Annotated in this window: 15 protein-coding genes; 14 read left to right on the top strand and 1 reads right to left on the bottom strand. The window is 27.4% G+C overall.

Going from position 1 to position 13,681, the window contains the following annotated elements:
* Positions 1 to 209: 209 nt before the first annotated feature.
* A complete protein-coding gene (locus CRU93_RS00720) occupies positions 210 to 2,597 on the top strand; it encodes a cache domain-containing protein (RefSeq protein WP_129102265.1) in 2,388 nt (795 codons plus the stop codon).
* Here CRU93_RS00720 and CRU93_RS00715 read toward each other — a convergent pair.
* Complete coding sequence (locus CRU93_RS00715; RefSeq protein WP_129102264.1) at positions 2,594 to 3,247, bottom strand: hypothetical protein; 654 nt, start codon at positions 3,245 to 3,247, stop codon at positions 2,594 to 2,596. The two genes, CRU93_RS00720 and CRU93_RS00715, sit on opposite strands and share 4 nt — an antisense overlap.
* 114 nt (positions 3,248 to 3,361) lie before the next feature.
* Between CRU93_RS00715 and hypB the strand changes: the two genes are divergently transcribed.
* The 13 genes from hypB (at position 3,362) to CRU93_RS00650 (ending at position 13,676) form a co-directional block, all read left to right on the top strand.
* The gene (gene hypB / locus CRU93_RS00710) at positions 3,362 to 4,141 is read left to right on the top strand and encodes a hydrogenase nickel incorporation protein HypB (RefSeq protein WP_129102263.1); all 780 of its coding nucleotides are present in this window, start codon (positions 3,362 to 3,364) and stop codon (positions 4,139 to 4,141) included.
* A 10-nt stretch (positions 4,142 to 4,151) separates the two neighbouring features.
* Entirely contained in the window at positions 4,152 to 4,415 is a 264-nt protein-coding gene (locus CRU93_RS00705) for a HypC/HybG/HupF family hydrogenase formation chaperone (RefSeq protein ID WP_129102262.1), read from the top strand.
* 47 nt (positions 4,416 to 4,462) lie between these two features.
* A complete protein-coding gene (hypD, locus tag CRU93_RS00700; protein WP_129102261.1) occupies positions 4,463 to 5,590 on the top strand; it encodes a hydrogenase formation protein HypD in 1,128 nt (375 codons plus the stop codon).
* A 73-nt stretch (positions 5,591 to 5,663) separates the two neighbouring features.
* Positions 5,664 to 6,383, top strand: coding sequence for a glutamine amidotransferase (locus tag CRU93_RS00695; RefSeq protein WP_129102260.1), 720 nt, complete (start codon positions 5,664 to 5,666; stop codon positions 6,381 to 6,383).
* Positions 6,376 to 7,371 carry a hydrogenase expression/formation protein HypE gene (hypE, locus tag CRU93_RS00690; RefSeq protein WP_129102259.1) on the top strand — a complete coding sequence of 332 codons (996 nt, stop codon included), beginning with the start codon at positions 6,376 to 6,378 and terminating at the stop codon, positions 7,369 to 7,371. Before CRU93_RS00695 ends, hypE begins: the two co-directional genes overlap by 8 nt.
* Positions 7,372 to 7,399: 28 nt before the next feature.
* A complete protein-coding gene (hypA, locus tag CRU93_RS00685; protein WP_129102258.1) occupies positions 7,400 to 7,741 on the top strand; it encodes a hydrogenase/urease nickel incorporation protein HypA in 342 nt (113 codons plus the stop codon).
* Positions 7,742 to 7,915: 174 nt separating this feature from the next.
* Positions 7,916 to 9,031 carry an ABC transporter substrate-binding protein gene (locus CRU93_RS00680; protein ID WP_129102257.1) on the top strand — a complete coding sequence of 372 codons (1,116 nt, stop codon included), beginning with the start codon at positions 7,916 to 7,918 and terminating at the stop codon, positions 9,029 to 9,031.
* Positions 9,032 to 9,168: 137 nt separating this feature from the next.
* Complete coding sequence (locus CRU93_RS00675; protein ID WP_129102256.1) at positions 9,169 to 10,065, top strand: branched-chain amino acid ABC transporter permease; 897 nt, start codon at positions 9,169 to 9,171, stop codon at positions 10,063 to 10,065.
* A 1-nt stretch (position 10,066) separates the two neighbouring features.
* Positions 10,067 to 11,107, top strand: coding sequence for a branched-chain amino acid ABC transporter permease (locus CRU93_RS00670; protein WP_129102255.1), 1,041 nt, complete (start codon positions 10,067 to 10,069; stop codon positions 11,105 to 11,107).
* Positions 11,104 to 11,871 carry an ABC transporter ATP-binding protein gene (locus CRU93_RS00665; RefSeq protein WP_129102254.1) on the top strand — a complete coding sequence of 256 codons (768 nt, stop codon included), beginning with the start codon at positions 11,104 to 11,106 and terminating at the stop codon, positions 11,869 to 11,871. Before CRU93_RS00670 ends, CRU93_RS00665 begins: the two co-directional genes overlap by 4 nt.
* A complete protein-coding gene (locus CRU93_RS00660) occupies positions 11,864 to 12,559 on the top strand; it encodes an ABC transporter ATP-binding protein (RefSeq protein WP_129102253.1) in 696 nt (231 codons plus the stop codon). The genes CRU93_RS00665 and CRU93_RS00660 overlap by 8 nt, the downstream gene beginning before the upstream one ends.
* The gene (locus tag CRU93_RS00655; RefSeq protein ID WP_129102252.1) at positions 12,560 to 13,198 is read left to right on the top strand and encodes a MarC family protein; all 639 of its coding nucleotides are present in this window, start codon (positions 12,560 to 12,562) and stop codon (positions 13,196 to 13,198) included.
* An 82-nt stretch (positions 13,199 to 13,280) separates the two neighbouring features.
* Positions 13,281 to 13,676: a TerB family tellurite resistance protein gene (locus tag CRU93_RS00650; protein ID WP_258238780.1), complete on the top strand. Its 396-nt coding sequence runs from the start codon at positions 13,281 to 13,283 to the stop codon at positions 13,674 to 13,676.
* The last annotated feature ends 5 nt before the right edge of the window (positions 13,677 to 13,681 follow it).

The following is a 13,681-nucleotide window of genomic DNA, read 5'->3' as shown; positions in this document are numbered from 1 at the left end:
TCTTTTTAGTCAAAAAAATAAAATAGAATTTGCTATTTTAATGCTATGAACTATTGATAGAATAAAACTTTTATTTAATTATTTTATTTAATTTTATTTTAATATTAATTACAAAATAAAATTATAATGTATATTTTATGTATTTATACTAAGTCATTATATAGTCTAAGATAAGTTATAATAAAAACAAAATCGTACAAGGAGCGTAAATGCAGTTTTTTAAAAGTATGAATATAAAAGCAAAAATTCTTGCAATTGTTATTACTACTGTAATACTAATTTCAATTATTATTGCTTTAAAATCAATATATTCAATTAATCAACTGACAAAAAAGAATATAGAGGGGTATAAACAAAAAGCTTATATCCAAAAAGAGAATGAACTAAAAAGTTATGTATCAATGGCAATAAAAACCGTTAAAAGTTTTTATAATATGACTTCACCCCAAAAGGTTAAATCTTTAGTTGAAAAAGATTTAAAATCAAATACAGATTTTTTATTTTCAATAGTACAAAAAGAGTATGAAAATAATAAAGATAAATTAACTCAAAATGAACTAAAAAATAGAATAAAACAAATAATTTTAAATGCAAGATTTGATAATAATGGTTATTTCTTTGTTTCAGATTTAAGTAATACGATAGTTGTTCATCCAATTGATAAAAGTTTAGTTGGAAGAAATCTTACAAAACTAAAAGATAAAAATGGTGTAGATTTTGTTAATAAAATTACTAAAACTATTAAATCTGGTAATTCTGAAGGTTTTGTAAGTTATGTATGGCAAAAACCTAATAGTAAAGACCTTAAAAAAAAGATATCTTATGGTAGATTATTTAAACCTTTTAATTGGGTAATAATAAGTGGAAAATATCTAGATAGCTTAGATAAACAAATGAGAGAAAAAGCATTATCTACTTTATCAAATATGAGATTTGGAAATAATGGATATTTTTGGGTAAATGATACAAATTATAAACTTATTATGAATCCTAATAATAAAGATAATGTTGGCCAAAATTTAAAAAATAGTGAAGACTCAAATGGTAAAAAATATTTTCAAGAATTTGTAAATGTTTCAAAATCAAAAGGAGAAGGTTTAGTAAAATATTATAAAAATAAACCTGGAGAAAAAATTTCAAAAGAAAAATTCTCTTATGTTATGTATTTTGAACCTTGGGATTGGATAATTGGTACTGGTACTTATATTGAAGATATTGAAAAAAATATTCAAGTAATGGCAGATCACTCTAAAAGTGAGATAAATAATGTTATTACTCAAATTATAGTTATTTCTGTAATATCAGTTGTATTAATTTTATTAATTATTACATATCTATCAAAGAAAATTTTAGTAGATCCTATAAATGATTTAGAAGATGGATTGGTTCATTTTTTCAAATTTTTAAATCATGAGTCAAATGATGTTAAATCTTTAAAAGTATTTTATAATGATGAAATTGGTGAAATGTCTGCAATGATTAATCAAAATATTGAAAATACTAAAAAAATACTCGAAGAAGATAGAAAAGTAATATCAGAAGTTTCAGCTTTGGTAAATCATATTAGTTCAGGTGAATTATCAGGAAGAATAGAGTGTAATAGTTCAAACCCATCTATTAAACAGCTAATTGAAGTATTTAATAGTATGATGGAGCATCTTCAAGAGATTGTTAATCACTCATTAGGAGTTCTTAAAAAATACCAAAGTAATGATTTTAGAGTTGAAACAACTATGCGATGTACTGGTGAAATATGTGATTTAATGAATGGAATTAATGATTTAGGTCACACTATAAGTGATATGTTAGTTACAAATAAAAGAAATGGATTGACATTAAATGAATCTGCAAAAATATTATCAAATAATGTAGATACATTAAATACTTCTTCTCAAGAATCAGCTTCAAGTCTAGAAGAAACAGCAGCTGCACTTGAAGAGATTACTGGAAATATTAGAGAAAATGTTGAACATATAAGAACAATGAGTTCTTATGCAAATGAACTTAATAACTCTTCAAAACAAGGAAATGAATTAGCAACAAAAACATCTGCATCAATGGATGAAATTGATAATCAAGTAAATGCCATAAATGAAGCAATAACAGTAATAGATCAAATAGCATTCCAAACAAATATTTTATCTTTAAATGCAGCAGTAGAAGCAGCAACAGCAGGAGAAGCAGGAAAAGGATTTGCAGTTGTTGCCCAAGAAGTAAGAAATCTTGCAAACAGAAGTGCGCAAGCTGCAAGCGAAATAAAACAGTTAGTAGAAACAGCAACTTCAAAAGCAAATGAAGGAAAAGATATTGCAGATGAGATGATAAAAGGTTATCACTCATTAAATGAAAATATTAATAAGACAATTACTTTAATAGAAGATGTTGCCGTAGCAAGTAAAGAGCAACAAGTAGGAATTGAACAAATAAATGATGCTATTAATGAACTTGACCAACAAACACAACAAAATGCAAGTGTTGCTATGAAAACAAAAGATGTATCTGTTCAAACTGCAGAAATTTCTCAAAAAATTGTAGATAATGCAAATGATAAAGAGTTCTTAGGAAAAAATGAGGTGAAAGCAATAGATTTAAATTAAGTAAAATAAATATTTTTTAAGAGTGCTTTACAAATTGGCTTATTAAAGTTATATTTGAATTCGCACTCTTTTAAATAAAAAAAGAAGTTATTATTATTTATTCCCTTATATTTATCTAACTCATTACTTAAAAAATCCCAAAAATCTTTTAATGGTGTTTCATATGAGTTTTGAGATTGAAGTTTATGCCACTTTAAATATCTTTCAAACTCTATGTCTCTATCTTGCATTGGTGCAGTAGGAAGTGAAGGCATTAGAAGAGTATATACTCTATCATTATTATAAAAGCCTATTAAATTTATAGCTTCATAAAGACTCTTTTTTTTCTTTTTTAATTGCTTTTTATTAAAATAATAGAACTCTTCATATGAAGTATTGTCTTGTATTGAGTTATGATATAACTCCTCTAAATAATTAGCAATTAATTTTCTAAAAACCTCATATCTATTAAGTACAGTCCTATAATTTACACCTAAGCTTTTTGATAAATTTAATGCAGATTCATTGTTACAAAAACCATCAATTATTTTAAGGTCAATTTCAATTTTTCTTAATGAAAATTTCTTTTTACAATCTTTGCATTTTCTATAATTATCTTTTAATATATACAGTTTTTTACTATTACAATATGGACAAATATTTAAATTCATAAGATATTATACACTATTTAGTTCAAAAAATACATAAGTTCAAAAAAAATCGCTAAATCATTTAAGAAAATAATAGTAAACTAATAAAATGAATAGTTATTCAAAGGAGATAATATGTGTAAAGATTGCGGATGTAGTATAACAGATCATGATCATCATCACGATCATGAACACTCACATGAACATGGTAGTGCTAGCCATCAAGCAGCACATGAAACATTACATCATAACCCACAATTAAATGATAGTAAAACAGTTTCAGTAATAAAGAAAATATTAGATAAAAATGATCACGAAGCAGCGCATAATAGAGCACACTTTAATGAACATAAAGTATTGGGTATAAATCTTATGAGTAGTCCAGGAAGTGGTAAAACTACACTTTTAGAAAATATTGCTGATATGGTTGATTTCAATTTTGGTGTAGTTGAAGGTGATTTAGAAACAAATAAAGATGCAGATAGATTAAAAGCAAAAGATATAAAAGCAGTACAAATTCAAACAGGAAGTGCTTGTCACTTAGATGCATTTATGGTGCATAAAGGATTGCATGATATGCCTCTTGATGATATTGATGTATGTTTTGTAGAAAATGTTGGTAACTTAGTTTGTCCAGCTTCATATGATGTTGGAACACATTTGAATATTGTACTTGTTTCAGTTCCTGAAGGTGAAGATAAAATTGCAAAATATCCAGTAATGTTTAGAGCAGCTGATTTGATTTTATTTACAAAAACTGATTTACTTCCTTATTTTGAGTATGATCTAGAAAAAGAAAAAGAAGTTGCAAGAAAGTTAAAACCTAATGTTGATATTTTGGAAGTAAATATTAAAGATAAAGACTCATTACAAAATGTTATTGATTGGATTAACTTTAAAAGAAAACATAGATAAGGAAAGAAAAATGTGTTTATCAATTCCCTCAAAAATAAAATCAATAGATAAAGAGAGTAATAGTTGTACAGTTGATACAATGGGTGTAGAAAGAAGTGCAAGTTTAGATTTAATTGATCAAGAAGTAAAAGTGGGAGACTATGTATTACTTCATATTGGATTTGCAATGAATAAAATAGATGAAGAAGATGCAATGGAATCTTTAAAGCTTTATGAACAGATTGTTAAGAACATGGAAGAAGAAGAAGCTCAAAGATTAGTTGAAGAATCATAAAACTGTCCAAATAGATAAAGAAAAAGTAATTAGATAAAGAGAAAGCAATGAATGAACTAAAATTAAAAGATTTATATGATGGATTTAGAGATCCTAAAGCTATAAGAGCATTAAAAAAATTAATAGATGAAGAAGCTTCAAAACTTCCACATAAAATAAATGTTATGGAAGTTTGTGGTGGACATACACATACAATAATGAAGTATGGATTAAATCAATTAATGCCTGATAATGTTGAGTTTATTCATGGTCCTGGTTGTCCAGTTTGTGTTATGCCAAAAGAAAGAATTGACCACGCGTATATCTTAAGTTTACAAGAAGATGTGATATTAGTTACTTTAGGAGACATGATTAAAGTTCCTGGAAGTAAAGGAAGTTTACAAGATGCACGAAGTAAAGGTGCAGATGTTAGATTTGTATATTCACCTCTTGATACTATAAGAATAGCAAAAGAAAACCCTAATAAAAAAATAATATTCTTTGCAATTGGCTTTGAAACAACAACACCAATGACTGCTGCTTTACTAGAGCATGTAATAAAAAATAAGATTGATAATATTCTTTTTCATATAAACCATATTACAGTTCCCCAACCAATGAAAGTATTACTTGAAAGTAGTGATTGTAAAATTGATGCTTTTATTGGACCTTCCCATGTAAGTGTAATTACAGGTTCAAAAATATATGAAGAGTTTGTATCTAAGTATAAAAAAACAGTTGTTGTAGCAGGATTTGAACCAGTTGATGTTATGCAATCAATTCTTGCAATAGTAAAACAATTTAATGAAAACAGATGTGAACTTGAAATAGAGTATTCAAGAGCTGTATCAAATGATGGAAATTTAGCTGCACAAAAGTTAATAAATAAATTTTTTACAAAAGCAACACATTTTAGATGGAGAGGTTTAGGAGATATAGCTGATTCTGCATTGAAATTAAAAGATGAATATTCAAATATAGATGCTGAAAAAATCTATAAAGATATTTTGCCAACTGAAAAAATTGATGATCATAAATTATGTATTTGTGGAGATATTATGAGAGGTGTGGCAAAACCAAATGATTGTAAAGTTTTCGGAAAAGCATGTAAACCAAATAGCCCTTTAGGTTCATGTATGGTATCTAGTGAAGGCGCTTGTAGTGCATATTATAAATATGGAAATTTGATTAAATAATATATAAAATATATATTAAATTATTCATAATTTTATTGTATGGTATTAAAAGTTTAAGCTTGGAGAAAAAAAGATGAAAAAACTTTTTATAATAAAAACAGGAATAACTTTTGATGATACAAAAATGCACTATGGTGATTTTGATAAGTGGGTAATTGATAAATTAGACAATGATTCTTTGCAAACGGTTGTAATAGATATGCACCAACAATTTAATCTTCCTTTTATAAATGAGTGTGCAGGTGTTATTATAACTGGTTCTCACTCTATGGTTACAGATGAAGAACCATGGAGTGTTGCAATAGAAAAATGGATACCACTTTTAATAAAAAATGAAATTCCAATATTAGCAATATGTTATGGACATCAACTTTTGGCAAAAAGTCTTGATGGAATAAGTTCATATCATGAAAATGGTATGGAAATTGGAACAGTTGAAATTTCACTTACTGATGAAGCAAAAGATGATGAGTTATTTAAAGATTTACCAAATAACTTTAATGTTCATACTATTCACTCACAAACTGTTAAAAAACTTCCCTCAAATGCAGTAAGATTAGCTTTTAATAATCACGATAAAAATCATAGTTTTAGAGTAGGTAAAAAAGCATGGAGTGTACAGTTTCATCCAGAATATGATAATAATATAATGAGATCATATATAAATGAAGTTTCAAAAACGAAAAAGTTATCAACAAAAAAGTTGATAAATAATATAAAACAGACAAGTGAATCAAATTTTATTTTAAAAAAATTTGCACAAATAGTACAAAAAGAGGTTAACAATGACTAATATAACACTAGCTCATGGAAATGGTGGGCAAGAAAATAATGAATTAATTACAAAAATATTTTATAAAGCTTTTAAAAATGAGATTTTATCTAAAAGTGAAGATGCTGCTGTTATTGAAAATGGTAATTTAGCTTTTAGTACAGACTCTTTTACTGTAAGCCCAATAGAATTTCCCGGTGCAAATATAGGAAAATTAGCAGTTTGTGGAACTTGCAATGACTTAGCAATGATGGGGGCAAAACCAAAATATCTTACTTGTTCAGTAATTATTGAAGAAGGCTTTGAAGTATCAACTTTAAATAGAATTGTTGATAGTATGAAAGTAGAACTTGAAAAAAATGGTGCAATGGTTGTAAGTGGAGATACAAAAGTAGTACCAAAAGGTAGTGTTGATAAAATATTTATTAATACTACTGGAATAGGACAAATAGAACAAAAAGGAATATCTTCAAATAATATTCAAGATGAAGATGTAGTAATAGTATCAAATTCAGTTGGTAAACATGGTGCTACTATTTTTGCAGCAAGAGAAGATATTGATTTTTCAACAAATTTAAAATCTGATTGTGCTTCATTATGGCCAGTTATAAAAAAATTAATAGATGAAGGTATTCAAATTCGAGCACTAAGAGATGCAACAAGAGGTGGGGTTAGTGCTGTTTTAAATGAATGGGCAAAACAATCAAATATTTGTGTGGAGATTGAAGAAGAAAAAATCCCTGTTTGTGATGAGGTAAAAGGAGTTTGTGAACTACTTGGATTTGACCCTTTGAGTTTAGCAAATGAAGGTACTTTTGTTATGGCAGTATCTAAAGATCAAGCTTCAAAAGCAATTGAAATTTTAAAACAAATTGAGACTTCAAGTGAAGCAAGCGTTATTGGTAATGTAACTTTAAAACATCAAGGAAAAGTTGTATTAAATACAGCGTGGGGAACTCAACGATTTATAGATTTACCAACAGGTGAACTATTACCAAGAATTTGTTAATAAATATGAAAATTTTATAGGAGAAATAATGCACGAATATAGTATCGTTCAATCATTACTTGAACAGTGCGAACAATATGTTAAAGACAATAATGCTTCAAAAGTAACAAAATTAATTGTAAAAATTGGAGTATTAAGTGGAGTTGAGCCTGATTTACTACAAACAGCTTTTGATACATTTAAAGAAAAGACAGTATGTGATAATGCACAGTTTATTATAAATCATCAAAAAGTCGTCGTCGAGTGTTTAGATTGTAATAAAACTTCTACTTTACAAAAGCATGAATTCTTATGTCCATCTTGTAATAGCAATAATTTAAATGTAGTTGATGGGGAAGATATGTTTTTAATGAGTTTAGAATTAGAGTGATTAATATAGTTTAAATATAAATTAATTACTAAATTGTAATATAAAGATATTTATAACCTCTATATTTTATTAATATTAAAAAATTGCAAAAAATGTTCAATAAATAGCATGATTTTTATTTACTTTTTCTCAATAATTACATAAAATCTTATATCGTTTTAACAAGGAGAAAAAATGAGAAAAATTATAGGTTTATCAATTGCTACTGCATTGACTTGCACTATGGCCTTTGCAAAAGAGATTAAAGTAGGTTTAATCTTACCAATGTCAGGTGCAGTTGCTGCATATGGACAAAATGCTGAGGTTGGTGTTAAATTAGCACATAAATTACAACCAAAATTAGATAATGGTGATACAATTAAACTTGTATTAGTAGATAATAAGGGTGATAAAGTTGAAACTGCGAATGCAGCAACTAGATTAATCTCTTCTGATAAAGCTGTTGCAATTATTGGAGCTATGATTTCTACTAATACTGCACAAGTTATCTCAATTGCAGAAAAAAAACATATTCCTGTTGTTGCACCAGCTGCTACAAATGACAAACTAACTATGAGAAAAAAATATGCAAATAGAGTTTGTTTTACAGATTCATTTCAAGGTAGTGTAGTTGCAAATTATGCAATTAGCCAAAATAAGAAAAAAGCGGTTTTAGTTGTTGATCAAGCTACAGTATACTCTTTAGGATTGGCAAAAGCTTTCAAAAAAACTTATACAAAAGCTGGTGGAAAAATTATTAAAAAAATTAGAATTACATCAGGTGATAAAGATTATAAAGCTATTATTTCACAAATAAAAAGATTAAATCCAGATATTATCTTCCTTCCTGTTTATCATCCAGAAGCATCTATGTTTGCAAGACAAGCAAAAGAGTTAGGTCTTAAAACAACTATGATTAGTGGTGATGGTGTGTCAAATCAAACATTTATTGATTTAGGTGGAGATGCTGTAAATGGTTACTTATATACAGATGCATTTGATTATACAAATCCTCCAACAAAAAAATCTACTGATTTTATTAAAGCTTATGAAAAACAAACTGGTTCAAATGCATTAAATTCATTTTCTGCTTTAGGTGCTGATACATATTATGTACTTATAAATGCAATGAATAAATGTAAAGATCCATCAAATTCAGAGTGTATTAATAAAGAAATTAAAAAAACTAAAGATTTTCAAGCAGTTTCTGGAGTTATTTCTATAGATAAACATGGTAATGCTATTAAATCTGCAATTATTAAAGAGATTGTAAATGGTAAACCACAATATAAAGCTACTGTAAATCCATAATTAATTTAAACTAATTTAAATTATATAATATTTTAAATATACAAAGTCTAGCATTTTGCTAGGCTTTTTACAATAATAAAAGTAATAGTGTTCCTTTTATTATTGTAAAAGTTTCTTATAACTTTCAGGGAGAATTAATGGATTTATTTACATTTATGCAACAGATGGTAAATGGGTTTTCTTTAGGCTCAATGTACGCACTGATTGCAATTGGTTATACTATGGTATATGGAGTGCTTAGACTTATTAACTTTGCACATGGTGACATTATGATGGTTGGAGCATTTTTGGCTTATGCATTTATCTCTATATTTCATTTGCCTTTTCCTGTGGCTGTTTTATTGTCAGTAGTTATATCTGCATTAGTGGGTATTTTGACAGATAAAATTGCATATAAACCTTTAAGAGAAGCACCAAGAATTTCATTGCTTATTACTGCAATTGGTATCTCTTTCTTTTTGGAAAATGCATTTACAGTATTTGCAGGTGGAGTTCCAAGACCTTTTCCTGTACCAGAATATATGCAAAATATTTTTAATGTTTCAGGAATAATTTTTTCTACATCATCTATATTAGTTCCACTTGTTACTCTAATTTTATTATTAGGTATTTTATTTGTTTTATATAAAACAAAATATGGAATGGCAATTAGAGCTTTATCTTTTGATATAAAAACAGTTAATCTAATGGGTATTGATGCAAATAAAATTATTGCTATTGTATTTGCTTTAGGTTCTGCACTTGCTGCTGTTGGTGGAGTGTTTTGGGTTATAAATTATCCTTCTGTTGAACCAATGATGGGTGTTTTAGTTGGATTAAAAGCTTTTGCTGCTGCTGTTGTTGGAGGTATTGGTTCTGTTACAGGTGCAGTATTAGGTGGGTTTATTATAGGATTTACAGAAGTTGTAGTAGTTGCATTTTTCCCAGATTTAGCTGGTTATAAAGATGCTTTTGCCTTTGTATTTTTAATTTTTGTACTTTTATTTAAACCTACAGGAATTATGGGAAAAGATTTAGAAAAGAGTAGGTTTTAATATGATTGAAGATTCGATATTTACAAAACAAAGATTAATAAACTTATCAATAATCTTAGTAGCAATTTGGTTTACATGGTTTGCTCAAAATCATTTTGAAGAATACACTGTAAGAATTATTAATAATGTAGCTATTTTTATTATTTTAGCAGTTTCATATAACTTGATAAATGGTGTAACAGGGCAGTTCTCCTTAGAGCCAAATGGCTTTATTGCAGTTGGTGCTTATGTTACGGCGATTTTAACAGTTGATGCAGATGGTATGCTTTATCAATATGATATTGAAGATCCTTACCCTTGGATTTTAGCACTACAAGCTAACTTTTTTTGGGCATTGATTTTTTCAGGAATTATCTCTTCTTTATTGGCATTATCTTTATCTTTCCCTGTTTTTAGAGTAAGAGGAGATTATCTTGCAATTGTAACATTAGGTTTTGGTTTTATTATTAGGATTTTAGCTATTAATTCACCTGAAATAACTAATGGTTCTTTAGGAATTAATGATATTCCACAATCTTCTAATTTATATTGGACTGGAGGCTTTGCAATATTTGCAGTTTTAGCAATTTTAAATATAATCTATTCTAAATATGGTAGAGCAATGAAAGCAGTTCGAGATGATGAAGATGCTGCAATTGCAATGGGTGTAAATACATTTAAAATTAAAACTTTAGCATTTACTACATCAGCATTTTTTGAAGGAATAGGTGGAGGTTTATTAGCTGCATTATTAACTTCAATTTCACCTGATTTATTCTCATTCTTATTGACATTCCAACTACTAATTATTATAGTTTTAGGTGGTTTAGGAAGTACAACAGGTGCAATTATAGGAACTGTATTTGTTATGGCAGGACTTGAATGGATGAGATTTTTAGATGAACCAATGAAAATTTTTGGTTATCAAACAGATGCAATGCCAGGAATGAGAATGGTTGTATTCTCTTTATTATTAATTGTTGTGATGTTATTTGCAAGAGAAGGGCTTATGGGTAAAAAAGAGTTAAAAGATTTATTCAAAAAGAAAAAGGCTAACAAATGATTTTAGAAGTTAGTAATATTACAAAAAATTTTGGTGGTGTTACTGCCATAAAAGATACTTCTTTTTCTGTTAAGTCAAAAGAGATATATGGTTTAATTGGTCCAAATGGAGCAGGAAAAACTACAATGTTTAATATCATTACAGGAAATTATTCTCCAAGTGAAGGAACAGTTAAATTTAATGGACAAAGAATTGATGGTACAAAACCACATAAAATTGTTCATAAAGGAATAGCAAGAACATTCCAAAATATTAGACTTTTTCAATCAATGACAGTTTTAGATAATATTTTAATTGCTTTTGATTATCAAGCAAAATACTCTTATTTAGAAACGATTATTAGATTGCCAAGATTTTTTAAAGAAGAGAAAAGAATTAAACAAAAAGCATTTGAAATTATGGAAGTTTTAGGCATTGCACAATATGCACATGAACAAGCAACTTCATTGTCATATGGTAGTCAAAGAAAAGTTGAAATTGCAAGAGCATTAGCTGCTGCACCTAAATTACTTTTATTAGATGAACCAGCAGCAGGAATGAATCCAAATGAAACAAAAGAATTAGCACAATTGCTATTTGATATTAGAGATAAATTTGATATTACAATTTTACTTATTGAACATGATATGAAGTTTGTAAACCATTTGTGTGATAGAGTTATGGTTCTTGATTATGGAAAAACAATTTTCGAAGGTCATATTTCAGATGCTATCAAAGATGAAGAAGTTATAAAAGCGTACCTTGGAGATTTTAAACATGCTTAAAGTAAGAGATTTAGAAGTATATTATGGTTTGATTAGAGCTGTTAAAAAAATTGATTTTAAAGTTGAAAAAGGTCAAATAGTATCTTTAATAGGTTCTAATGGAGCAGGGAAAACATCAACACTAAAATCAATTGTAAATGATGTAAAAAGAAAAGGAAGAATATATTTTGAAGGTCATAATATATCAAAACTTTCAACTCCTAAAGTTATTCAAAGTGGAATATCTTTAGTTCCAGAAGGAAGAAGAGTTTTTATCAATTTAAGTGTTGATGAAAATTTAAGAATGGGAGCATTTAATAATGATGAACAGTTTGATTCACTACAAGAATCAATGTATGATTTATTCCCAAGATTAAAAGAAAAAAGAAAACAATTAGCAGGAACAATGAGTGGTGGTGAACAACAAATGCTTGCAATTGCAAGGGCTTTAATGAGTTCTCCAAAATTGTTAATGTTAGATGAACCAAGTTTAGGTTTGGCACCTAAAATAATTGGTGAAGTATTTGATATTATTTCAAAACTTAAAGAAGATGGTATTACTATTCTTTTAGTAGAGCAAAATGCTTATGCAGCATTAAATATTTCTGATTATGCATATGTATTAGAAAATGGTGAAATTGCACTAGAAAATAGTGCAAAAGAGTTAATGAACTCAGATGAAATTAGAAAAAAATATTTAGGGGCATAGGTGTTAACACTTAATGAGTATATTCAAGTATTTATTGGTATTATGGCAATTTTTAGTCCATTATCTGCAATACCAATTTTTATATCACTTACTGCTACTTCTTCAAAAGAAGATAGAAATCAAACTGCAAAAACTGTAGCAATTGCTGCAGGAGTTGCAGGTATAGTTTCTGTGTGGATTGGTGAATACATATTACTATTTTTTGGAATTTCAATAGCAGCATTTAAAATTGCAGGAGGTATTTTATTACTTTTGATGTCTATTAATATGTTAAATGCAGAAATACCAAAAGCAAAACATACAAAAAATGAATTAGAAGAAGCAAAAAACACATCAAAAGAAATAGCAATAGTACCTTTAGCAATTCCTTTAATTGCAGGTCCTGGTGCAATTTCTACAATTATTATTTTTTCTCAAAAAAGTCATAGTTTAATGCATCTTGTTATTATGAGTTTAATTATTACTACTTTGGCTTTTTATATTTGGGGAACACTTAGAATGTCTACATATATAAATAAAAAACTAGGAATTACTGGAATTAACGTTGTTTCAAGAGTTATGGGTTTATTTCTTGCTTCTATTTCTGTTCAGTTTATAATTTCTGGATTAATTTTAGTTTTTCCTTTCTTAACAAAATAGAAGAGTTATTTATTATTTATTAACAAAAAAATTATATAATTTCATACTTATAAAATAAATAGGAATTTGATATATGCTATTAATGAAATTACAAACAAAAGAGAAATTTAGTTTTTTAAGGCTTGCTCATTATCTTGCAAGAGTAGATAGTGATTATGGTGAAAAAGAACACGAAATTATTGAAGAATATTGTGTTGAAATGGGTATAGAAAATGATGACATTTTCGATGTAGATACTTTTGATTTAGAAGATACTTTAAAAAACTTTAAAACAAAAAAAAGTAAAAAAATAGTAATGCTTGAATTAATGATATTAATTCATGCAGATGACTCTTTTGATTTTAAAGAAAAAGAGTTAATACAAGATATAAATAAAACATTTGGATTTTCTAAAAGAAATATGGATTACTTTTCTCAATGGGGAAAAGCAGTTGCATCTTTATATGAACAAGGTCAATTACTTATTGAAGAGGAATAATTCCT

The sequence above is a fragment of the Arcobacter sp. CECT 8985 genome (assembly GCF_004116495.1).
Lineage (GTDB): Bacteria > Campylobacterota > Campylobacteria > Campylobacterales > Arcobacteraceae > Malaciobacter.
This window is presented reverse-complemented; position numbering and strand designations above follow the sequence as displayed.

Bases quoted from the DNA above. Each gene is read 5' to 3' on its own strand.
- CRU93_RS00720 (WP_129102265.1), top strand. From the start codon at position 210: ATGCAGTTTTTTAAAAGTATGAATATAAAAGCAAAAATTCTTGCAATT.
- CRU93_RS00715 (WP_129102264.1), bottom strand. From the start codon at position 3,247: ATGAATTTAAATATTTGTCCATATTGTAATAGTAAAAAACTGTATATA.
- hypB (WP_129102263.1), top strand. From the start codon at position 3,362: ATGTGTAAAGATTGCGGATGTAGTATAACAGATCATGATCATCATCAC.
- CRU93_RS00705 (WP_129102262.1), top strand. From the start codon at position 4,152: ATGTGTTTATCAATTCCCTCAAAAATAAAATCAATAGATAAAGAGAGT.
- hypD (WP_129102261.1), top strand. From the start codon at position 4,463: ATGAATGAACTAAAATTAAAAGATTTATATGATGGATTTAGAGATCCT.
- CRU93_RS00695 (WP_129102260.1), top strand. From the start codon at position 5,664: ATGAAAAAACTTTTTATAATAAAAACAGGAATAACTTTTGATGATACA.
- hypE (WP_129102259.1), top strand. From the start codon at position 6,376: ATGACTAATATAACACTAGCTCATGGAAATGGTGGGCAAGAAAATAAT.
- hypA (WP_129102258.1), top strand. From the start codon at position 7,400: ATGCACGAATATAGTATCGTTCAATCATTACTTGAACAGTGCGAACAA.
- CRU93_RS00680 (WP_129102257.1), top strand. From the start codon at position 7,916: ATGAGAAAAATTATAGGTTTATCAATTGCTACTGCATTGACTTGCACT.
- CRU93_RS00675 (WP_129102256.1), top strand. From the start codon at position 9,169: ATGGATTTATTTACATTTATGCAACAGATGGTAAATGGGTTTTCTTTA.
- CRU93_RS00670 (WP_129102255.1), top strand. From the start codon at position 10,067: ATGATTGAAGATTCGATATTTACAAAACAAAGATTAATAAACTTATCA.
- CRU93_RS00665 (WP_129102254.1), top strand. From the start codon at position 11,104: ATGATTTTAGAAGTTAGTAATATTACAAAAAATTTTGGTGGTGTTACT.
- CRU93_RS00660 (WP_129102253.1), top strand. From the start codon at position 11,864: ATGCTTAAAGTAAGAGATTTAGAAGTATATTATGGTTTGATTAGAGCT.
- CRU93_RS00650 (WP_258238780.1), top strand. From the start codon at position 13,281: ATGAAATTACAAACAAAAGAGAAATTTAGTTTTTTAAGGCTTGCTCAT.